Genomic DNA, 21,718 nt, shown 5'->3' on the forward strand with positions numbered 1-21,718 from the left:
CCTAAGGTCCCTTGGTCTATCGACTGATCTCGCGATCAGCTGGGTCCAATAATAATCATTATCATTTGCAAGTCAAATGTTTTTATCAACGAGATAGAAATATTTTTCCTATGCGTCTGTTAAGCGTTTGCCTGAGCCGGTGGCGCACACAACGATCGCTCCACCATCGCCTTCGCCATATCAATCAAATACACCACTGAAAACGCCAGGTCGCGGTTGTTGCCTTGGTGGCTGCTCGCCGATTCATAGGCGGTGGCTGCGGCGCTACGCAACAGGTCCGAGGCGTGGATCAGCGCTTCCTCGTGGCTGATGCCGGGTTTGATGCTGAAGAAGCTGTCGTCCGCGCCGGGTATCGACACCTCTTCTTTCAAGTAATAGTCCAGCGCGCGCTGGGCGGCGCCACTGCTGCGCATGTCGAGGATATCTGCGGTTTCGGGGTCGTCGGGCAGGGGATGTAGGCTTGTGGTCATAAGGGGCGGTACTCCGGTTGGGTGTCGAAAACCTTATGTCCGATCATAGTACGTATCGTATTTATGTCGTTTTATGGATTACTACAAACTGTTTATTGCCCGGGAAAATACCTCACGTATTGTCAGGCCCCATGGATAAATGGATAGCGTTGGTCAAAGCCAACATGAAACACCCCAAGGTCACGCAAGCCGAGTTGGCCGAGCGCTTGGGCATGACCCAGGGCGGCGTCGGCCACTGGCTGGCAAAACGTCGTGTGCCGAGCGTGGCAGACATGAACAGGGTGCTGGCGGAGCTGGGCCTGGGCTATCTGGAGGTCTCGTTGCAGATTCGCGAACGGTCCGCCGAGGAACCCGGCGCGACAAGCCACTACAACCCGTATTTCCGCTACCCGGTCAGCGATTGGAACGGCCTGTGCGAAGCCCGTGAAGAACGTGCCACCTATGGCGCACCACGCTTCGAGCTGACGGATTACCACGCCCGGGGCGACGCCTTCTGGCTGCCGGTCACGGGCGATGCCATGACCGCACCCAGCGGCCTGAGCATCAGCGCGGGCATGCTGATCCTGGTGGACCCGGCCATCACCGCCGAACCGGGCAAATTGGTGGTTGCCCAATGGGCTGACAGCCCACAGGCAACCTTCCGCCAGTTGCTGAAAGAAAGCGGCCAGCTGTACCTGGTACCGCTCAATCCGACGTACCCGAAGCTGCTGCTCACCGACGATTGCCGCATCCTCGGCGTGGTGGTGCAGGCCACGGCGAAGTTCTAGCCCGCCGTGTCGAGTTCCACCAGCGCGCAACCTTCGGCAACCATTTCGCCTTCCTGGCAGAACAGGGCCTTGACCACGCCAGCCTGGGGCGCACGAATGCTGTGCTCCATCTTCATGGCCTCCAGCACCACCAGTTGGGTGCCGGCTTCCACGGTTTGGCCGACCTCCACCAGCACCCGCACGATGCTGCCGTTCATCGGCGCCGTGAGGCCGCCCTGATGCGACTGGTTGGCCTCGACCGCCGCAATCGGGTCGAACAGGCTGACCGCGTGCATTTCGCCGTCCCAGCGCAGGTACAGGGTATCGCCGCTGCGCACCGCCAGATGCGCGCGACGCACGCCTTCGCGCTCGATCCACAATTGTTCGTCGCGCAACGTCGCCGTGTCTGCCGCCAGCGTCACGAGCCGGTCCTGGCCATTGCAGCTCAAATGCAGGGACACCTCGGCAGGCAGCCCGGCGCGAAAGCCACGGGTGTCAGCCCAAGGCCCATCGCCCACCGGCAAGCTCTGCATGAAGGCCGCAGCGGCCGCCTGCCAGAACCCATCGCTCAACGCGCCCGGCTTTGGCAGCAGTTCATCCTGATAACGCGGGATAAACCCCGTATCCAATTCAGCCGCCGCAAACGCCGGATGGCCGATGATGCGCCGTAAAAAGCCCAGGTTGGTCTTGAGCCCGCCAACGGCGAACTCATCAAGCATGCTCAGCAAACGCAGGCGGGCCTGTTCGCGGTCTTCACCCCAGGCAATCAGCTTGCCGAGCATCGGGTCGTAGAAGGGCGACACGCTATCGCCTTGGGCGACGCCGCTGTCCACCCGACGCCCAGGCCCCTCTGCCGATTCGCGGTACAGCGCCAGATGCCCGGTCGCCGGCAAGAAATCATTGGCCGGGTCTTCGGCATACAACCGCACTTCAATCGCATGACCGATCAGCGGCACCTGCGCTTGCGTGATGGGCAACGCTTCGCCCTGGGCCACGCGAATTTGCCACGCCACCAGGTCGAGGCCGGTAATCGCCTCGGTCACCGGATGCTCCACTTGCAGGCGGGTGTTCATCTCCATAAAGAAGAATTCACCGCGCGCGTCCAGCAAGAATTCCACGGTGCCAGCGCCGACATAACCGATGGCCTGGGCCGCGCGCACGGCGGCTTCGCCCATGGCCTTGCGTTGTTCAACGCTCAAGCCCGGCGCCGGTGCTTCTTCCACGACCTTTTGATGGCGACGCTGAATCGAGCAGTCGCGCTCATTGAGGTACAGGCAGTGGCCGTGTCTGTCGGCGAACACCTGGATTTCCACATGGCGCGGCTTGAGCAGGTACTTCTCCACCAGCATCTGCCCATTGCCGAATGAGGACAGCGCCTCACGCTGGGCCGAGGCTAGGGCTTCGGCAAGCTGGCTGACCTCCTCGACCACCTTCATGCCCTTGCCGCCGCCGCCCGCCGTGGCCTTGAGCAACACCGGATAACCGATGCGCTCGCAGGCGTCGCGGAACGTCTCCAGGTCCTGGGCTTCACCGTGATAACCCGGTACCAACGGCACGCCGGCGGTTTCCATCAGCGCCTTGGCCGCCGATTTGCTGCCCATCGCGTCGATGGCCGAGGCGGGCGGGCCGAGGAAGATCAAGCCGGCCGCTTCAATCGCACGGGCGAACCCGGCGTTTTCCGACAGAAAACCGTAGCCTGGATGAATCGCCTGGGCGCCGCTGGCGTGAGCGGCGGCGATCAATTTGTCGATTTTCAGGTAACTCTCGGTGGCCTTGCTGCCGCCCAGGTCAACGCGGATATCGGCTTCGCGGCTATGGCGCGCGTCGCGGTCGGTGGCGCTGTGCACGGCCACGGTGGTCAGGCCCATGGCCTTGGCGGTGCGCATCACGCGGCAGGCAATTTCACCGCGATTGGCCACCAGTACGGTGGTCAGTGTGCTCATGAACGCGGCTCCTGGGACTGCCAGCTCGGCGCACGTTTTTGCAGGAACGCGCGCAAGCCTTCCTGGCCTTCGGCGCTGACGCGAATCCGGGCGATGGCATTTTCGCAATAGCGGCGCAACGCTGGCGTGAGGGCGCCGTTACCGACTTCACGTAGCAGGTCCTTGCTGGAACGCATCGCTGCCGGGCTGTTCTGCAACAGGTTGGCGACCCACAACTCAACGTGCAGATCCAACTCGCTGATTGGATAACTCTCTGCCAGCAAGCCGATCTCCCGCGCCCGCTGGCCGCCGAAACGCTCGGCGGTCAAGGTATAGCGGCGCGCGGCGCGTTCGCCGATGGCCTGCACCACGAACGGGCTGATCACCGCCGGGGCCAGACCAATGCGCACTTCCGACAGGCAGAACTGCGCATCATCGGCGCCGATCGCCATGTCGCAGCAACTGATCAAGCCCAGCGCGCCACCGTAGGCCGCGCCTTGCACTACTGCCAGGGTGGGGATTTTCAGCTTGGCCAGGTTGTACATCAGCTCCGCCAGTTCGCGGGCGTCGTCCAGGTTGGTGTGGTAATCCAGCTCGGCCGATTGCTGCATCCAGGCCAGGTCGGCGCCGGCGCTGAAATGCTTGCCGCGCCCACGCAACAGCAAAAAGCGCAGGGAGGGATCGCCTTGCACATGGTCGAGGGCGATGATCAGTTCGCGGATCATTTCGGCATTGAACGCGTTGTTCTTGGCTTCACGACTGAGCCACAGCGTGGCAAAGCCACGGCTGTCGGTGATCAGTTCGAGGGTGTTGAAATCGCTCATGGGGTACAGCTCCATTTACATGCGGAACACGCCGAAGCGGCTCGGCTCGATGGGGGCATTCAACGCGGCAGAGAGGGCCAGGGCCAGTACGTCGCGGGTTTGCAACGGGTCGATGACACCGTCGTCCCACAGCCGCGCGCTGGAGTAGTAGGGGTGGCCCTGGGTTTCGTATTGGTCAAGGATCGGCTGCTTGATCGCGGCTTCTTCCTCGGCACTGAAGCCCACGCCTGCGCGTTCGGCCTGCTCGCGCTTGACCTGCACCAGCACGCCAGCGGCCTGTTCGGCCCCCATCACGCCGATGCGCGCATTCGGCCACATCCACAAGAACCTTGGGTCATAGGCGCGGCCGCACATGCCATAGTTACCGGCACCAAAGCTGCCGCCGATGATCACCGTGAACTTCGGCACCTTGGCGCACGCCACGGCTGTGACCAGTTTGGCGCCGTGCTTGGCGATGCCGCCGGCTTCGTATTTCTGGCCGACCATAAAGCCGGTGATGTTCTGCAAAAACAGCAGGGGAATGCCGCGCTGACACGCCAGCTCGATAAAGTGCGCGCCTTTTTGCGCGGCTTCGGCGAACAGGATGCCGTTGTTGGCGAGGATCGCAATCGGGTAGCCGTGCAGGTGCGCAAAACCGCACACCAGCGTGGTGCCGAACAGCGCCTTGAACTCATCGAACACCGAGCCATCCACCAGCCGCGCGATCACTTCGCGCACATCGAACGGCTGCTTGGCATCGGCCGGGATCACGCCGTACAACTCTTCGCCACTGTACAACGGTGCCACGGGCGTGCGTTGCAGCAACTGGCCCTGCTTGCGCCAGTTGAGGTTGGCCACGCTGCGCCGCGCCAAGGCCAAGGCGTGTTCATCGCTGTCGGCATAGTGGTCGGCCACGCCGGAGATCTTGCAGTGCACGTCGGCGCCGCCGAGGTCTTCGGCGCTGACCACTTCGCCGGTGGCGGCCTTCACCAGCGGCGGACCGGCGAGAAAGATCGTGGCTTGCTGGCGCACCATGATCGCTTCGTCCGCCATGGCCGGTACATACGCACCGCCGGCAGTGCACGAGCCCATTACCACGGCGATTTGCGGGATGCCCTGGGCGCTCATGTTGGCCTGGTTGAAGAAGATCCGCCCGAAGTGCTCGCGGTCGGGGAACACCTCGTCCTGGCGCGGCAGGTTGGCACCACCGGAATCCACCAGGTAGATGCACGGCAGGCGGTTCTGCTCGGCGATGGTCTGGGCGCGCAGGTGTTTTTTCACCGTGAGCGGGTAGTAGGAGCCGCCTTTCACCGTCGCGTCGTTGGCGACGATCATGCACTCGACACCTTCCACGCAGCCGATCCCGGCAATCACCCCGGCGGCGGGCACGTCTTCGCCATACACCTGATGGGCGGCGAGCTGGCTCAGTTCAAGGAACGGCGAGCCCGGGTCGAGCAGGCGGTTGATGCGCTCGCGGGGCAGCAGTTTGCCGCGTGAGGTGTGCCGCTCCTGGGCTTTCGCGCCGCCGCCTTGGCTCACGTGGGCGAGTAAGGTGTGTAGGGCATCGACCTGTTGGCGCATTGCCGCGCTGTTGGCGGCAAACTCCGCCGAGCGCGGGTTGAGTTGGGTATGCAAGGTGGCCATGGTGCGCTCCCTCAGCGAGTTTCGTTGAAGAGTTCGCGACCGATCAGCATCCGGCGAATCTCACTGGTGCCGGCGCCGATTTCATACAGCTTGGCGTCGCGCAGCAGGCGGCCGGCGGGGAATTCATTGATGTAGCCGTTGCCGCCGAGGATCTGGATCGCGTCGAGGGCCATTTGCGTGGCACGCTCGGCGCTGTAGAGGATCACGCCGGCGGCGTCCTTGCGCGTGGTCTCGCCGCGCTCGCACGCCTGGGCCACCGCGTAGAGGTAGGCGCGGCTGGCGTTGAGTTGGGTGTACATATCGGCGACCTTGCCCTGGATCAGCTGGAACTCGCCGATGCTTTGGCCGAACTGCTTGCGGTCGTGGATGTAGGGCACGATCAGGTCCATGCAGGCTTGCATGATCCCGGTGGGGCCGCCGGAAAGGACCACGCGTTCGTAGTCCAGGCCGCTCATCAGCACTTTCACGCCGCCGTTGAGCACGCCGAGGATGTTTTCTTCCGGCACTTCCACGTCATCGAAAAACAGCTCGCAGGTGTTCGAGCCGCGCATGCCCAGCTTGTCGAATTTGCTGCTGCGGCTGAAACCTTTCCAGTCCCGTTCGACGATAAATGCGGTGATGCCGTGGGCGCCCTTTTCCAGGTCGGTCTTGGCGTAGATCACGTAGGTGTTGGCGTCGGGGCCGTTGGTGATCCAGGTCTTGCTGCCGTTGAGCACGTAGTGGTCGCCGCGTTTATCCGCGCGCAGTTTCATCGAGACCACGTCGGAGCCGGCATTCGGCTCGCTCATGGCGAGGGCGCCGACGTGTTCGCCGCTGAGAAGTTGGGGCAGGTACTTGAGTTTTTGCGCGTGGTTGCCGTTGCGGTTGATCTGGTTCACACACAGGTTGGAATGGGCGCCGTAGGACAACGCCACCGACGCTGAGCCTCGGCTGATCTCTTCCATCGCCACCACGTGCGCCAGGTAACCCAGGCCCGCGCCGCCGTATTCTTCCGGCACGGTAATGCCGAGCAGGCCCATGTCGCCGAACTTGCGCCACAGGTCGGCGGGGAACAGGTTGTCGCTGTCGATTTGCGCGGCGCGGGGTGCGATTTCCTTGGCTACAAAGGACTGCACCTGATCGCGCAGCATGTCGATGGTTTCGCCGAGGGCGAAGTTCAGGGACGGGTAACTCATGGACAGGCACCTTAATGTGAGCTTTGTTTTTGTGTGGGCTGAACGTCGGGGGAGGGCGCTCACCTTTACGTTAACGTAAGCTTGCGTTACGGCGCTGTCAATCGTAGTTTACGTTTACGTCAACCTACAAAAAAGACAATAGGGGTCGTTATGGAACAACCGAATCAGAGCTACAGCCGTGGCGCTCAGGACAAGACCTTGCTGGCCATGACGATTGGCCAGGCGTTCGATCACACCGCTGCGCAATACCCGGAGGGCGAAGCCTTGGTGGTGCGCCATCAACAGCGCCGCTACACCTGGCGGCAACTGGCCGAGACCGTTGACCTGCACGCCCGCGCCTTCCTTGCGCTGGGCATGCAGACCGGTGATCGCCTGGGCATCTGGGCCCCCAACTGTGCCGAGTGGTGCATCAGCCAGATCGCCAGCGCCAAGCTGGGCGTGATTCTGGTCAACATCAATCCGGCCTATCGCAGCAGCGAATTGGACTACGTGCTCAAGCAGTCCGGTTGCCAGTGGCTGGTGTGCGCCGGGGCGTTCAAGACGTCCGATTATCACGCGATGGTGCAGGAGCTGAAGCCCGACCTGCGCGGGCTCATCAGCATCGACCCCAGTCCACCGCAAGGTTTCATGCCCTGGTCGCAACTGGCGACCCTTGGCGCGGGTGTCCCGCCCGAGCAACTGCACAGCCGCCAAGCCAGCCTGCATTTCGATCAGCCCGTCAACATCCAGTACACCTCCGGCACCACCGGATTCCCCAAGGGTGCCACCCTCAGTCACCACAATATTCTTAATAACGGTTACATGGTCGGCGAAAGCCTTGGCCTGACTGCGCAGGATCGCCTGGTGATCCCGGTGCCGCTGTATCACTGCTTCGGCATGGTGATGGGCAACCTCGGTTGCATCACCCACGGCACCACAATGATCTATCCCAACGATGGCTTCGACCCGCTGCTGACCCTCACCACCGTCGCTGAAGAGCGCGCCACCGGCCTCTACGGCGTGCCCACCATGTTCATCGCCGTGCTCGATCACCCGCGTCGCGGCGAGTTCGACCTGGCCAGCCTGCGCACCGGCATCATGGCCGGCGCCACGTGCCCCATCGAAGTGATGCGCCGGGTGATCAGCGAGTTGCACATGGGCGAAGTGCAGATTGCCTACGGCATGACCGAAACCAGCCCGGTGTCGTTGCAGACCGGCGCCAATGACGACTTGGAGCGCCGCGTTACCACGGTCGGGCGCACCCAGCCACAGCTGGAAAACAAGATCATCGACGTCGACGGCAACACGGTCGCGCGCGGCGAGATCGGCGAGCTGTGTACCCGTGGCTACAGCGTGATGCTCGGCTACTGGAACAACCCCGAGGGCACCCGCGAAGCCATCGACGACGCCGGCTGGATGCACACCGGCGACCTGGCGAGCATGGACGCGCACGGCTACGTGTGCATTGCCGGGCGTAACAAGGACATGATCATTCGCGGCGGCGAGAACGTTTATCCGCGTGAGTTGGAAGAGTTTTTCTTCACCCACCCGGCGGTGGCGGATGTGCAGGTCATCGGCATTCCCGATGAGCGTTATGGCGAAGAGATCGTGGCCTGGATCAAGTTTCACCCGGGGCATGTGGCCAATGCCCTGGAGCTGCAAACCTGGTGCAAGGGGCGCATTGCACACTTCAAGACGCCCAGGCATTTCAAATTTGTGGAGGAGTTCCCGATGACGGTGACGGGCAAGATCCAGAAATTCCGCATGCGCGAGATTTCGATGGAGGAGTTGCAAACCCACTCTCAATAACACCTCAGGTTTATGTGGGAGCTGGCTTGCCTGCGATAGCGGTACATCCGCCACACATGCAGTGACTGACACACTGCTATCGCAGGCAAGCCAGCTCCCACACAAGCAGCTCCCACATTTTGAATAGTGCTGTGTCAGATGAGTTGCTGAATCACAGAAAGCACAAAGGGGACCCGAGGGTCCCCTTTAATTTGTCGTTGCGTGCTCTTTTTTTATTATTGAGGGGCGGTCTATTGTTGTTTTTGGCAACCGTTACCCTTTACCGCTGTTTTTGGCGACCCCCATCCGGGGTCAAGAGCAAACGTATTTTTTTGAACGCTGATCTGCTTCTTCGCACGCGATCCAACCAGTGGGTAGCTACCTGAGGTAGTTTTATTTTTCTCTACTGGTCGCGGGTTTCGGCATTGCCGTTCCCTGCGAAGCACATCTTCTCCAAAAAAATCTGTTAGCTGCGTCTCTGCCGTGTTGTTTTTGTTATGTCAGAGTCGTTTCGTCTTATTTTTATTAGGTTTGGCGCTTTTTATTCTTGTTATGCCATAGAGATAGCAGAAGCCGTGCCAACTTTTAAAAGTCCTTTAAAATCAATGGTTTGATTTTTGTGTAGGTCATTGCCTACGGCAAATGAGACAAAATATGTTCCCGTGTTACTCGATGTGTAGGCAAGCGGTAACACATTGTCACGGCTACGCTACTCAACCGGCGTTACGCGCCTTGGCCACACGCGAGCCTGTCGGCCGACCGAGCACGCGGCTGATTTGTTCGCCCGCGCGGATCAAGGCCTCCAAGTCGATACCGGTCTCGATACCCAGGCCATTGAGCAGGTACAGAACATCCTCGGTCGCCACGTTACCGCTGGCGCCTTTGGCGTAAGGGCAGCCGCCGAGGCCCGCGATAGAGCTGTCGAACACGTTGATGCCCTCCAGCAGGCTGGCGTAGATATTCGCCACGGCCTGGCCGTAGGTGTCGTGGAAGTGCCCCGCGAGCTTATCCCGTGGCACCTGTGCACCGACCACCTCGAACAGCCGCCGTGTAGCGCCCGCCGTGCCAGTGCCGATGGTGTCACCCAGGGACACCTCATAGCAGCCCATGGCATACAGCTCCCGCGCCACTGCCGCCACCTGCTCCGGGGCGACCGGGCCTTCGTACGGGCAACCCAGCACACAGGACACATACCCGCGCACACTGATCCCCTGTTGCTTGGCCGCCGCCATGATCGGCGCAAAGCGTTCCAGGCTTTCGCTGATGGAGCAGTTGATATTGCGCTGGGAAAACGCCTCGGACGCAGCGGCAAACACCGCCACCTCCTTGACCCCGGCGGCCAACGCATCCTCGAAACCGCGCAGGTTCGGCGCCAGTGCGCCATAGGTCACTCCCGGCTTGCGCTGGATCTGCGCGAACACCTCGGCCGACCCGGCCATCTGCGGCACCCATTTGGGCGAGACAAAACTGCCGACTTCGATGTAGCTCAAGCCGGCCGCACTGAGGGCGTCCACCAACTGGACTTTGTCGGCCACGCTGATGGGCTGGGCTTCATTCTGCAAACCGTCGCGCGGGCCGACTTCCACCAGGCGCACATGGGAGGGGAGGGACATGGCAGCTACCTTCTGATCAATGGCCAACCTGGCTCATGGTGTGGGCCAGGGCCTGGGTGCAGCGCTCTTCGGCGGTGTCCAGTTCGAGTTTCATCTGTTCGATGTCCAGCAGTTGCTGTTCCAGCTGCTCACGGCGCTCGGCGATTTTGCTGAGCATGCTGTTGAGCTGGATGTGGTTGCCGCTGGTGGGGTCGTAGAGTTCGATCAGCTCGCGGCATTCGGCCAGGGAAAAACCGATGCGCTTGCCCCGCAGGATCAGCTTGAGGCTGACCTTGTCCCGCGCCGAATAGATGCGCTCCTGGCCCCGGCGTTCCGGGGCCAGCAGGCCTTGTTCTTCGTAGAAGCGAATGGCGCGGGTGGTGATGTCGAGCTCGCGGGCGAGGTCGGAGATGCTGTAGGTGGTGCTCATGCTAGTGCCCGAGAAGATGTCTTGGGCGCTAAGCTAATGGCTGGTTGACGTTAACGTCAAGCTTGCTTGCCATCCAGTTTCTTCTCATGCGCCGTGACCTGCTGGCACAACTCGATCATCTGCTCACGCATCCACCGATTCGCCGGGTCCTGGTCGGTGCTTTCGTGCCAGTACAAGTGGGTTTCCACCGGCGGCACGTCGTTGACCGGCAGGTTGAACCAGTGCAGTTCATGGCGGCGGGCAAAGCGTTCGGGCACGGTCATCACCATGTCGGTCTGCTGCAACACTTGCGAGGCCATCAGGTAGTGCTGCGAGCGCAGGGCGATCTTGCGTTGCAGGCCCATCTTGCCCAGGGCCAGGTCCACATGGCCCAAGCCGTTGCGGCGGCTGGAGATATGAATGTGGGTCAGCCCGAGGTAATCGTCCAGCGTCAGTTTGTCCTTGCCCGCCAGCGGATGGCCCTTGCGCATGGCGCACACGTAGCGGTCTTCCATCAGCTTGACGTGGCGCACCTGCGGGTCGGTGTTGAGCGGCGCATCCACGGCAAAGTCCAGGCGCCCGGCGGCGAGTTCCTTGGTGGTTTCACGGCGCTTGGACAGGAAACTCTCGATCACCACCGTCGGCGCCAGGCGGCGCAGGCGCTGGAACAACGCCGGCAATATCACCGCTTCAGTGAGGTCGGTCATGCTGATGCGGTAGGTCTTCGCCGCCTGCTGTGGGTTGAAGATGCGGCTTTCCTGCACCGACACCCGCAGCAACGACAGCGCATTGCGCACCGGGCCGATGATGTTCTGCGCCATCGGCGTGGGCACCATGCCTTGGGCGGTGCGCACGAACAGCGGGTCGTTGAAGGTTTCGCGCAGCCGCGCCAGTGCGTTGGACACCGCCGGCTGGGTGATGCCGACAATCTGCCCGGCGCGGGTCAGGTTGGCTTCGGTGTAGATGGCGTCGAAGACGATAAACAGGTTGAGGTCGACCTTGCTCAGATTCATGTGCATTGCGCTCTTATTGTTAGATGCCGATAGGCCGATCATATATCGGTGATGAATGTTAATACACGCCGAGAATAGGCTAGGTAAATTATCAACGCTGTTCTAGCATCGATTGCATGACCTAAACAACCTCTCAGAGAAGGGAGCTGCTCATGGATTTCGCCTATTCGCCCAAGGTTCAGGAACTGCGTGAACGCGTCACCGCGTTTATGGACACATACGTCTACCCGGCCGAGCCGGTGTTCGAACGCCAGGTCAACGAAGGTGACCGCTGGCAGCCCACCGCGATCATGGAAGAGCTGAAGGCCAAGGCTAAAGCCGAAGGCCTGTGGAACCTGTTCCTGCCGGAATCCGAGCTGGGTGCCGGCCTGACCAACCTCGAATACGCGCCATTGGCCGAAATCATGGGCCGCTCGTTGCTCGGCCCGGAGCCGTTCAACTGCTCCGCCCCCGACACCGGCAATATGGAAGTGCTGGTGCGCTACGCCAACGAAGAGCAAAAACAGCGCTGGCTTGAGCCGCTGCTGCGCGGTGAGATCCGCTCCGCGTTCGCCATGACCGAACCGGACGTTGCGTCCTCCGACGCCACCAACATGGCCGCCCGCGCCGAGCGTCAGGGCGACGAATGGGTGATCAACGGTAAAAAATGGTGGACCTCCGGCGCCTGCGACCCGCGCTGCAAGATCCTGATCTTCATGGGCCTGAGTAATCCTGACGCACCGCGCCACCAGCAGCACTCGATGATCCTGGTGCCGGTGGATACCCCGGGTGTGAAAATCGTGCGTCCGCTACCGGTATTCGGCTACGACGACGCGCCCCACGGCCACGCCGAAGTGTTCTTCGACAACGTACGTGTGCCGTACGAAAACGTCCTGCTCGGCGAAGGCCGCGGCTTCGAAATCGCCCAAGGCCGCCTTGGCCCAGGCCGCATCCACCACTGCATGCGCTCCATCGGCATGGCCGAGCGTGCGCTGGAGCTGATGTGCAAACGGTCTGTCAGCCGTACCGCGTTCGGCAAGCCGCTGGCGCGCCTGGGCGGCAATATCGACAAGATCGCCGACTCGCGCATGGAGATCGACATGGCGCGCCTGCTGACCCTGAAAGCGGCGTACATGATGGACACCGTGGGCAACAAAGTGGCGAAAAGCGAAATCGCCCAGATCAAGGTCGTGGCGCCGAACGTGGCGTTGAAGGTGATCGACCGTGCGATCCAGATCCACGGCGGCGCCGGGGTGTCCAACGACTTCCCGCTGGCCTACATGTACGCCATGCAACGCACCCTGCGCCTGGCCGATGGCCCGGATGAAGTGCACCGGGCGGCGATTGGCAAGTTTGAGATTGGCAAGTATGTGCCGCGGGAGTTGATGCGTAGCGGGCAGTAAGTAGTAGGACCGAGTCGCCTGCATTCGCGAGCAAGCCCGCTCCCACACTTGACCGATTTTCAACATGAGAATGCGGTCAAAATGTGGGAGCGGGCTTGCCCGCGATGAGGCCAGTGTTAACAACACAAAACCAGGGTTCAGTACACCCAAACCTCCACCCGCCGATTCTTGATCCTACCCTCATCCGCCGTATTCGCCGCCACCGGCATCTGCGCGCCAAACCCGCGAATATCCCTCAGCACCACACCGCTTTTGACCAACTCGCGCCGCACCGCCATCCCACGCAACTTCGACAACAACGCCGCCCGCTGCGGGTCATCCTTGGCATCGCCAAATCCCACCAGCGTGACCTGCCGGTCGAGCTTGTCGTGGCCTTTCAGATACGCCACCACCCGTTGCAGATCCTGACGAGCCTTGTTGTCGAGGCTGGCGCTGCCTTCTTCGAAGCGAAAATTTACGGTCAAGCGCTGAGCCTCACGAGCGATGGCTTGATAGTCCTCGGGCATCGACGAACGTGGCTCCACGGCGATCGCCTGCACCTGCTGCGCGATAAACCCGCTGGCCGCGACAATCGCCTGGCCCTTGCTGCTCTGGGTAAAGTCCACCAGCGCCTTGGCCCACGGATTGTGGGCGGACGGCGGCAGGTAGAAAAACAAACGCCGCGACAGCGGATAGTCCTCGGTGGCAATCAAGCTGTTCAACGGCAACATCGGCTGCGAATCACCGTCGACAATCCCCACCGCCTTGGCTTGGCGCACATAGGGCAGGCCGATAAAACCAATGCCTTGCGGGTCCTGGCTGACCGCGTCCGACAATTGCTCACTGGATTCAAAGCGCTTGGCCGTGGCCGCAAGCGGTTTGCCGCGCAGGCGCAGCACCAGTTCCTTGAAGGTGTCGTAGGTGCCGGACTGGTCATCGCGCGCATATAAATGAATGTCCCCGCCGATACCGCCCAAGGCTTCCCAGGTGCTGATCTCGCCATTGAAGATCTGCGCCAGTTGCTCGGTATTCAGGGTGGTCAACGGGTTTTGCGGGTTGAGGATGATGGCCAAGCCGTCGATGGCGATCACTTGCTCGGCCTCGGGGCTTTTCAAGTCACCGAGGGGTTCGAGGTCTACCAGTTCGCTGTCTTTGATCGGGCGGGAGGACGCTGCCAGATCGGCAGAGGACTTTTTCAGCGCGGTAAAGCCGGTGCTGGAGCCATGGGCGGCGACTTCGACGGTGACGATCTTGCCCTGGCGCGTCTTGCCGACCACGCGCTGTTCGTTGGCGCCTTGCGCCGGTTCGCTGTGCACCGCCTGCAAACCTTGATGCTCCAGCAGCCCCTTGACCAGCGCAGGCCCGAGCGCCGCGCCAATGGTGTTGGAACCCTGGATGCGCAGGGCGGGGCCTTGATCGGGAACGGGCAGGGAGGCAGCAAAGGCGGACAGTGGAAACAGGACCAGCAGGAACAGAACGCGCAGCCTCATGCCGGCACCTTCTTAAGCCAAAGGGAGTGCCGCGAGAATAAGTCAGTAAGGTTTCAACAATATGACTGGCACACAACAGAGCAAAATGTGGGAGCTGGCTTGCCTGCGATAGCGGTGTGTCAGCCAAGTATCCAGTGACTGGCCCACCGCAATCGCGGGCAAGCCCGCTCCCACATTTTTGATTGAGTACAACCTGAGATCAGCTCAGCTCAAGCCAGATCGGCGCATGGTCCGAAGGTTTTTCCAACCCACGCAACTCGTAGTCCACCCCCGCATCCTTGACCCGTGGCAGCAAGCCATTGGACGCCAGGATCACGTCAATCCGCAGCCCACGCTTGGGCTCATCTTCAAAACCCCGGCTGCGGTAATCAAACCAGCTGAAACGGTCGGCCACGTCCGGGTTCAGATGGCGGAAGCTGTCCACCAGGCCCCAGTTCTTCAGGCGTGCCATCCACTCGCGCTCTTCCGGCAGGAAGCTGCACTTGCCGGTTTTCAACCAGCGCTTGGCGTTATCGGGGCCGATGCCGATGTCGATGTCTTCCGGGGAGATGTTGATGTCGCCCATCACCACCAACGGCTGGTCATTGCTGAACTGGCTTTCCAGCAAGTGCTGCAGGTCTTCGTAGAAGCGCTTCTTCGCCGGGAACTTGGTCGGATGGTCGCGGCTTTCACCTTGTGGGAAATAGCCGTTCATGATGGTGATCGGGTTGCCGTTTTCGTCGGCGAACGTGCCCCAGATAAAGCGACGCTGGGCGTCTTCTTCATCGCTGGCGAAGCCTTTGTGCAGGCTCAACGCCGGTTGGCGCGAGAGCAGGGCGACACCGTAGTGGCCTTTTTGGCCGTGGTAATAAACGTGATAGCCAAGGGCCTGCACTTCGGCCAGGGGGAACTGGTCGTCGTGGACCTTGGTTTCTTGCAGGCCGATCACGTCCGGTTGGTGCTTCTCGATCAGTGCCGCCAGCTGATGAGGGCGGGCGCGCAGCCCGTTGATATTGAAGGAGACGATTTTCATGGTCGGCAGTCCAGTCTTGGCAAAAGGGCGATGCTAGCCGACAAGTCGGACGGGGGCCAGCGTGGCGGTAGGGCACTTGCACTGCTAATGTCTGGGAACGACTGGAGTCGCGTAGGTTCGTACCCATAAGAACGCCATCCTTTTCAGTGGCGCCCAGGGAGATCAACTGTATGCCGGACACGTCCACTGCCCCCGCCGAAATCCGCCTGCTCAACAGCGGCTATTCCCGCGAGGCCCGCTCCCTGTTGTACCAGGCCTATCGGCATGAGCCGACGTTCGCCTACATCTTCGAGGCCGAACGCTCAGGTTATGAACAGCGTGTGCGCGCCACTGTGCGTGAACTGGTCAAGCAGCATTTCTTCCAGAAGCTTCCCGCCATCGGCCTGTTCGTCAACGACCGCTTGATCGGCATCGCCCTGATTGCGCCGCCGCAACGCCGCCTGGGGATTACCGAGAGCTGGGCCTGGCAACTGCGCATGTGGCTGAGCACCGGCGTACGCGGTACCCGGCGTTATCTGGACTACCATCACGCGGTGCTGGCGTGCCTGCCCGGTGAGGCGGTGCACATGCTGCCGCTGCTGGGTATTCACCCGCAGTTCCAGGGCAAGCACTACGGCGAGCAACTGTTGGAGGCGGTGCACAACTGGTGTGCCGAAGACCCGCATTCGTCCGGCGTGGTGTTGGACACGGGGAATTCTCGCTATCTGGAATTCTATAAACGCCAGGGCTACGAGGAGATCGGTGAAGTCGCCGTAGGACCGATCCTGGAGCATGTGTTTTTCCACGCCAATCCGCAGCGGTTACATGCTGCAACGCCTTAATCCAGAATTATTCAGATAAATCCGAGTTCAAAGAAGCTCCCCGGCTCGTGTAGCATCCCCGCCTATGAAGTATCCAGGAAGATTTACCAGCGGCTTGATTCTGCTGTTCACAAGCTGCGGCGCCTTGGCGCAAAGCGAATTGGACGTGCGGATCAAACCCTCAAACGACGCGTTGAAAGCCAACATCGAAGGCTATATCGGCGGGGTGGGCGATCGTGATGAAGAAGCGTTGCTGCGGTTCAGCCGTGGCGCCGAGGAGCAGGCGCGTAAAGCGGCCCAGGCTCTGGGCTTCTATCAGCCACAGATCGACAGTGACGTAAAGGGCGGCAAGAACCCGCGCCTGATCCTCACCATCGACCCCGGCGAGCCGGTGCATTTGCGCAACGTGACCATTCGGGTGGACGGCCAGGCCGCCAACCTCAAGGCGTTTCGCGTGCCCACCAGCGACGACCTCAAATCCGGCGCCGTGCTCAACCACGGCCATTACGAAGACGCCAAGCGTCTGATCCAGAACCAGGCCTCGCGCTACGGCTTTTTCAGCGGGCGCTTTACCAGCCAGAAACTCGCGGTGGACCCGCAGGCGGGCGTGGCCGATATCGAACTGATCTACGACAGCGGCCCGCGCTACACCTTGGGCCAAGTCAACTTCAAGGGCGATACGCCATTTGATGACGAACTGCTGCAACGCATGGTGCCGTTCAAAAGTGGCGCGCCCTACGACTCCGAACTGATCGCCGAACTCAACCAGAACCTGCAAGCCAGCGGCTTTTTCGAAGGCGTGCGCGTGGACGCCGCGCCCGCTGCCTCCACCAACGATGTGATCCCGGTCGCCGTGCAACTGCAAACCCGCAAGCCGCGCACCATGGGCCTGGGCCTGGGGTACTCGACCGACGTCGGCCCGCGCGGCAAGGCCAACTGGACCCGGCACTGGGTCAACCCCCAGGGCCACAGTTATGGCTGGGAAGCCGAACTGTCGGCGCCGCGCCAGAACGTCGGCCTGTGGTACGACGTACCACTGGACCCACCGCTCACCGACAAATTGCGCTTCGCCGGCGGTTACCAGAACGAAGAACTGGCCAACACCGACACCCTGAGTAAATTGCTCACCCTCGGCCCCGAATGGCACAGCAAGTTGCCCAGCGGCTGGACCCGGGTGATCTCGCTCAAATACCAGCGCGAAGAATATCGCCTGGGCAATGACTCCGGCTTGAGTAACCTGGTGATGCCGGGGATCAGTTATTCCTACCTGCGCAGCGACAACCGCATCGACCCGCATAACGGCTACCGCCTGCAATTTGATTCCAAGGTGGCCAAAGAGGGCCTGGGCTCCGACACCAACCTGCTTTACGGCACGGCCATGGTCAAAGGCCTGACCACTTTGTGGGACAACCATCGCTTCCTCGCCCGCGCCCAAGTGGGCGGCAGCGCCACCAATGGCTACAAATCGGTGCCGCCGTCGCTGCGCTTCTTTGCCGGTGGCGACCAGAGCGTGCGTGGCTACGAGTACCAGACCCTGTCGCCGGAGAACGACCGGGGCGACCGCATTGGTGGCCGCTACATGGTGGCCGTCAGTGCCGAGTATCAATATTCCATCGCCGAGAAATGGCGGATCGCAACGTTTATCGACCAGGGCAACTCGTTCAACACCCTGGAAATGCCCAGCTTGAAGACCGGCGTGGGTGTCGGTATCCGCTGGGTTTCGCCGGTGGGGCCGATCCGCCTCGACCTGGCGCATGCCCTCGAAGATCCGGGCGGCGTTCGATTGCACTTTTCCATGGGGCCTGAGTTGTGATGCGTGGTGTGAAAATAGCGGGGCTGGCCGTGGTGGCGATCCTCGCCGTGCTGTTGCTGGCACTGTGGGCAGTACTCGGCACCCAGGCGGGCAGCCGCTGGGCCTTGGGCCGTGTGCCGAGCTTGAGCGTGGAGAATTTCCAGGGGCATTTGGGTGGACGCTGGAGTGCCGATCACCTTCTGTGGCAACAGGACAGCAGCCGCGTCGAGCTCAAGGCGCCGACATTGGATTGGTCGCCCGCGTGCCTGTTGCGCATGACCTTGTGCGTCAATCAACTGGATGTAGAGCAAGTCAGCCTGCAATTTCCACCCAGCACCGAGGAAAGCAGCGGGCCGATCCAATTGCCCGAGTTGAAACTGCCCGTGGCGATCCAGCTGGGCGACGTTCGCGTCGGTAGCCTCTTGTTCAACGGCAGCGAAGAACTCAAGGGCCTGCAACTCGCCGCGCACTGGACAGCCGCCGGCATGCAGATCGACTCAGTGCACCTGCAACGCGACGATCTGGTCCTGGACCTGGCGGGCCTGCTGCAACCCACTGGCGACTGGCCACTGAGCGCCACCGGTAACCTGAGCCTGCCTTACGCGCCAGGCGGCGCGCCGTGGACGGTCGCGTTGAAGATCGATGGCGACCTGCTCAAGACCCTCAAGCTCGACGCCGACAGCAGCGGCTACCTGCCGGCCAAGCTCAGCGGCGAGCTGCAACCCTTGGCGGACAACCTTCCGGCCCAGGTGCACATCACCGCCGATGGCTTCAAAGCCAGCGCCGACCTGCCCGACACCCTGCAACTCAATCAACTGGACCTCACGGCCAAAGGCGACCTGAAAAGCGGCTACCAACTGCTGGGCAAGGCCGTGCTGCCTGCGGAAAAAGGCCCGGTGGACCTGCTGCTGCAAGGCCGGGTCGACGCCAAGGGCGCGCAGATCGCTGGCCTGGACCTCACGGCCGGCGATAAGCAAAGCCTCAAGCTCAGCGCCCAACTGGATTGGCAGCAAGGTTTCAGTGCCGACGCCAAGATCGATTGGCTGGACTTTCCCTGGCACCGTCTGTACCCGCTGATCGACGAGCCGCAAGTCACGCTGCGTACCTTCAATGGTGAGATTTCATACAAAGACGGCAACTACCTGGGCAACCTCAAGGCCGACCTTGACGGCCCGGCCGGCAAGTTCAATGTGGTCACGCCGTTCAGTGGCGACCTCAAGCAAATCTTCCTGCCCGAGCTGAAGCTCACCGCCGGCCAAGGCAAGGCCGAAGGTCACCTGAACGTGCAGTTCGCCGATGGTATCGCCTGGGACACCGCGCTGGACCTGTCGGCGCTGAACCCGGCGTACTGGGTCGCGGAACTGCCCGGCACCCTCGCCGGGCCGCTGCGCAGCAAGGGCGAATTCAAGAACGAGCAACTCAAGCTGAACGCCGACCTCGACCTCAAGGGCCGCCTGCGTGGGCAACCCGCCGTGCTCGCGGCCAAGGCCGAAGGTGCCGGCGAACAATGGACCCTGGCCAACCTCGACATCCGCCTCGGCGACAACCGCATCAACGGTAGTGGCAGCCTGCAGCAACGCCTGGCCGGGCAGATCGACATCAAGCTAGCGCGCCTGGCCCAGTTGTGGCCGCAGCTGCGCGGGCAAATCAACGGCCGCCTCGACGTCGCCGGCAGCCTCAAGGCGCCGCAAGGCAAGCTCGGCCTCAAGGGCCAGCAACTGGCGTTTGCCGACAATCGCCTGCAAAGCCTGAACCTCGATGCCACGCTGGACAGCGCCCAGCGCGCAAAGATCGACCTCAAGGGCAGCGGCATTCAAGCCGGTGACACCCAGGTCGGCACCCTGACCGCCAGCGCCCAGGGCGACATCAAGAACCAGAAGGTGCAACTGGACCTGGCCGGCCCGCTGGTCAAGCTGGCCTTGGCATTGGACGGCAACCTCGACAAAGGCAACTGGCGCGGGCGCCTCGCCAGCGGTGATGTGCAAGCCGGTGGCCAGGACTGGAAGCTGCAAGCCCCGGCGAAAATCGACTACATGGCCGACGGCAAGCTGACCTTCTCCGCGCACTGCTGGGTGTCCGGCCCTGCCAGCCTATGCGGTGAAGACCAGCGCCTGATGCCTGAGCCGAAGCTGCGTTATCACCTCAAGCAATTCCCCATCGACAGCCTGGCGGCGTTTCTGCCCAAGGACTTCGCGTGGCAAGGCAAGCTCAACGCCGACCTGCAACTGGACCTGCCCAACAGCGGCCCCAAAGGCGTGGTCGCGGTGGACGCCAGCGGTGGCACCTTGCGCGTCAAGGACAAGGACCAGTGGCTGGACTTCCCCTACGACACCTTGAAGCTGGAAACCACCCTCAACCCCAAGCGCATCGATACCCAGTTGAACTTCCGTGGCGGCAAACTCGGCGAGCTGATGGTGCAGGCGCAGATCAATCCGCTGCCGAAGAACAAACCGATGACTGGCAATTTCAGCCTGGTCGGCCTTGACCTCGCCGTGGCGCGGCCGTTTGTGCCGATGGTGGAAACCCTCAGCGGCAAGCTCAACGGCAACGGGCGTATCACCGGTGGCCTGCTGGCGCCTCAGGTCAACGGCAACATCAACCTGGTGGGCGGCGAGGTCTCCGGGCCTGAACTGCCCATCAGCCTGGAAGGCCTCAATGTGCAGGCGCTGATTGCCGGCGAGAGCGTGCAGCTCAATGGTGGTTGGCGCAGCGGCAAGGCCGGGCAGGGCAGCCTCAAGGGCCAGATCGACTGGGGCCGCGCCCTGGCGGTGGACCTCAGCCTGCAAGGCGCGCAACTGCCGGTCACGGTGGAACCCTATGCGGTGCTGGAAGTGGCGCCCGATCTGAAGATCAGCCTCAAGGACGACAAACTGGCCATCGCCGGCAAGGTGCAGATCCCGCGTGGCGACATCACCGTGCGTGAGCTGCCGCCGTCCACCGTGAAGGTTTCCGATGACACGGTGATCGTCGGCAGCCAGACCGAAGAAGGCAAACCGGCGATGGCCATGGCGATGGACATCGATGTGGTGGTGGGCGAGGACAAGCTCAACTTCTCGGGCTTTGGCCTCACCGCCAAGGTGCAGGGCCATGTGCATATCGGCGACAACCTCGACACCCGTGGCGAGCTATGGCTCAACGACGGCCGCTACCGTGCCTACGGCCAGAAGCTCGACGTGCGCCGCGCGCGCCTGTTGTTCGCCGGGCCCCTGGACCAGCCGTACCTGGACATCGAAGCGATCCGCAAGACCGACGACATCATCGCCGGTATCCGACTGAGCGGCAGCGCCGAGCAACCCACCACGCAAATCTTCTCCGAACCGGCCATGAGCCAGGAGCAGGCGCTGTCCTACCTGGTGCTGGGGCGTCCGCTGACTACCACCGGCGAAGACAACAATATGCTCGCCCAAGCCGCACTGGGCCTGGGCTTGATGGGCAGCGCCGGGGTCACCTCGGACCTGGCGAAGAACCTGGGTATCCAGGACTTTGAGCTCGACACCCAAGGCAGCGGCACGACCACAGCGGTAGTGGCCAGCGGCAAGATCACCGAGAAGCTCAGCCTGCGTTACGGGGTGGGGGTGTTTGAACCGGCGAGCACGATTGCGCTGCGGTATTTGTTGAGCAAGAAGGTGTATCTGGAAGTGGCGAGTGGCGTGGCCAGCTCCCTGGATATCTTCTACAAACGCGACTTCTAAGCCTTATGCAGTAAGAAAAAATGTGGGAGC

16 protein-coding genes are annotated in these 21,718 nt (G+C 62.0%); 6 read left to right on the plus strand and 10 right to left on the minus strand.

Features of this window, described 5'->3' with window-relative positions:
* Nucleotides 1–119 precede the first annotated feature (119 nt).
* On the minus strand, nucleotides 120–470 hold the full coding sequence (locus tag ACU688_RS05715) for a DUF6124 family protein (RefSeq protein WP_448183975.1): 351 nt from the start codon (nucleotides 468–470) through the stop codon (nucleotides 120–122).
* A gap of 131 nt (nucleotides 471–601) precedes the next feature.
* Here ACU688_RS05715 and ACU688_RS05720 point away from each other — a divergent pair, with 131 nt between their 5' ends.
* Nucleotides 602–1,237 carry a LexA family protein gene (locus tag ACU688_RS05720; protein WP_448183976.1) on the plus strand — a complete coding sequence of 212 codons (636 nt, stop codon included), beginning with the start codon at nucleotides 602–604 and terminating at the stop codon, nucleotides 1,235–1,237.
* Here ACU688_RS05720 and ACU688_RS05725 read toward each other — a convergent pair.
* Genes ACU688_RS05725 through ACU688_RS05740 form a run of 4 tightly spaced genes read right to left on the minus strand, consistent with a single transcriptional unit; the run spans nucleotide 1,234 to nucleotide 6,760 of the window.
* The gene (locus ACU688_RS05725; protein WP_448183977.1) at nucleotides 1,234–3,159 is read right to left on the minus strand and encodes an acetyl/propionyl/methylcrotonyl-CoA carboxylase subunit alpha; all 1,926 of its coding nucleotides are present in this window, start codon (nucleotides 3,157–3,159) and stop codon (nucleotides 1,234–1,236) included. The genes ACU688_RS05720 and ACU688_RS05725 overlap by 4 nt on opposite strands.
* The gene (locus ACU688_RS05730) at nucleotides 3,156–3,962 is read right to left on the minus strand and encodes a gamma-carboxygeranoyl-CoA hydratase (RefSeq protein WP_448183978.1); all 807 of its coding nucleotides are present in this window, start codon (nucleotides 3,960–3,962) and stop codon (nucleotides 3,156–3,158) included. The genes ACU688_RS05725 and ACU688_RS05730 overlap by 4 nt, the downstream gene beginning before the upstream one ends.
* 15 nt (nucleotides 3,963–3,977) lie before the next feature.
* Complete coding sequence (locus ACU688_RS05735) at nucleotides 3,978–5,585, minus strand: carboxyl transferase domain-containing protein (RefSeq protein ID WP_448183979.1); 1,608 nt, start codon at nucleotides 5,583–5,585, stop codon at nucleotides 3,978–3,980.
* Between the two features lie 11 nt (nucleotides 5,586–5,596).
* Nucleotides 5,597–6,760: an isovaleryl-CoA dehydrogenase gene (locus ACU688_RS05740; protein ID WP_448183980.1), complete on the minus strand. Its 1,164-nt coding sequence runs from the start codon at nucleotides 6,758–6,760 to the stop codon at nucleotides 5,597–5,599.
* Between the two features lie 150 nt (nucleotides 6,761–6,910).
* Here ACU688_RS05740 and ACU688_RS05745 point away from each other — a divergent pair, with 150 nt between their 5' ends.
* A complete protein-coding gene (locus tag ACU688_RS05745) occupies nucleotides 6,911–8,548 on the plus strand; it encodes an AMP-binding protein (RefSeq protein WP_448183981.1) in 1,638 nt (545 codons plus the stop codon).
* 692 nt (nucleotides 8,549–9,240) lie between these two features.
* On the opposite strand, the gene ACU688_RS05750 is transcribed toward ACU688_RS05745, so the two are convergent.
* The 3 genes from ACU688_RS05750 to ACU688_RS05760 are packed head-to-tail and all read right to left on the minus strand — an operon-like array spanning nucleotide 9,241 to nucleotide 11,541.
* Nucleotides 9,241–10,140 carry a hydroxymethylglutaryl-CoA lyase gene (locus tag ACU688_RS05750; RefSeq protein WP_448183982.1) on the minus strand — a complete coding sequence of 300 codons (900 nt, stop codon included), beginning with the start codon at nucleotides 10,138–10,140 and terminating at the stop codon, nucleotides 9,241–9,243.
* 16 nt (nucleotides 10,141–10,156) lie between these two features.
* Nucleotides 10,157–10,549: a MerR family transcriptional regulator gene (locus ACU688_RS05755; protein WP_017737716.1), complete on the minus strand. Its 393-nt coding sequence runs from the start codon at nucleotides 10,547–10,549 to the stop codon at nucleotides 10,157–10,159.
* Nucleotides 10,550–10,605: 56 nt separating this feature from the next.
* Nucleotides 10,606–11,541 (minus strand): LysR family transcriptional regulator, encoded by a 936-nt coding sequence (locus tag ACU688_RS05760; protein ID WP_017737717.1) that lies wholly within the window; start codon nucleotides 11,539–11,541, stop codon nucleotides 10,606–10,608.
* A 152-nt stretch (nucleotides 11,542–11,693) separates the two neighbouring features.
* On the opposite strand from ACU688_RS05760, the gene ACU688_RS05765 reads away from it, so the two are divergent.
* A complete protein-coding gene (locus ACU688_RS05765) occupies nucleotides 11,694–12,923 on the plus strand; it encodes an acyl-CoA dehydrogenase (RefSeq protein ID WP_448183983.1) in 1,230 nt (409 codons plus the stop codon).
* 137 nt (nucleotides 12,924–13,060) lie between these two features.
* Here the strand turns inward: ACU688_RS05765 and ACU688_RS05770 are convergent, their stop codons facing one another.
* Together ACU688_RS05770 and xthA are read right to left on the minus strand one after the other, a co-directional pair.
* On the minus strand, nucleotides 13,061–14,392 hold the full coding sequence (locus tag ACU688_RS05770) for a substrate-binding domain-containing protein (protein ID WP_448183984.1): 1,332 nt from the start codon (nucleotides 14,390–14,392) through the stop codon (nucleotides 13,061–13,063).
* 199 nt (nucleotides 14,393–14,591) lie between these two features.
* On the minus strand, nucleotides 14,592–15,404 hold the full coding sequence (gene xthA, locus ACU688_RS05775; protein ID WP_448183985.1) for an exodeoxyribonuclease III: 813 nt from the start codon (nucleotides 15,402–15,404) through the stop codon (nucleotides 14,592–14,594).
* 170 nt (nucleotides 15,405–15,574) lie between these two features.
* On the opposite strand from xthA, the gene ACU688_RS05780 reads away from it, so the two are divergent.
* From ACU688_RS05780 to ACU688_RS05790, 3 genes are all read left to right on the plus strand, one after another.
* Nucleotides 15,575–16,225 carry a GNAT family N-acetyltransferase gene (locus ACU688_RS05780; protein ID WP_448183986.1) on the plus strand — a complete coding sequence of 217 codons (651 nt, stop codon included), beginning with the start codon at nucleotides 15,575–15,577 and terminating at the stop codon, nucleotides 16,223–16,225.
* A 64-nt stretch (nucleotides 16,226–16,289) separates the two neighbouring features.
* Nucleotides 16,290–18,017: an autotransporter assembly complex protein TamA gene (locus tag ACU688_RS05785; RefSeq protein ID WP_448183987.1), complete on the plus strand. Its 1,728-nt coding sequence runs from the start codon at nucleotides 16,290–16,292 to the stop codon at nucleotides 18,015–18,017.
* On the plus strand, nucleotides 18,017–21,688 hold the full coding sequence (locus ACU688_RS05790; protein WP_448183988.1) for a translocation/assembly module TamB domain-containing protein: 3,672 nt from the start codon (nucleotides 18,017–18,019) through the stop codon (nucleotides 21,686–21,688). The genes ACU688_RS05785 and ACU688_RS05790 overlap by 1 nt, the downstream gene beginning before the upstream one ends.
* Nucleotides 21,689–21,718: the final 30 nt, after the last annotated feature.

This window comes from Pseudomonas acericola (SeqCode) (assembly GCF_053456465.1).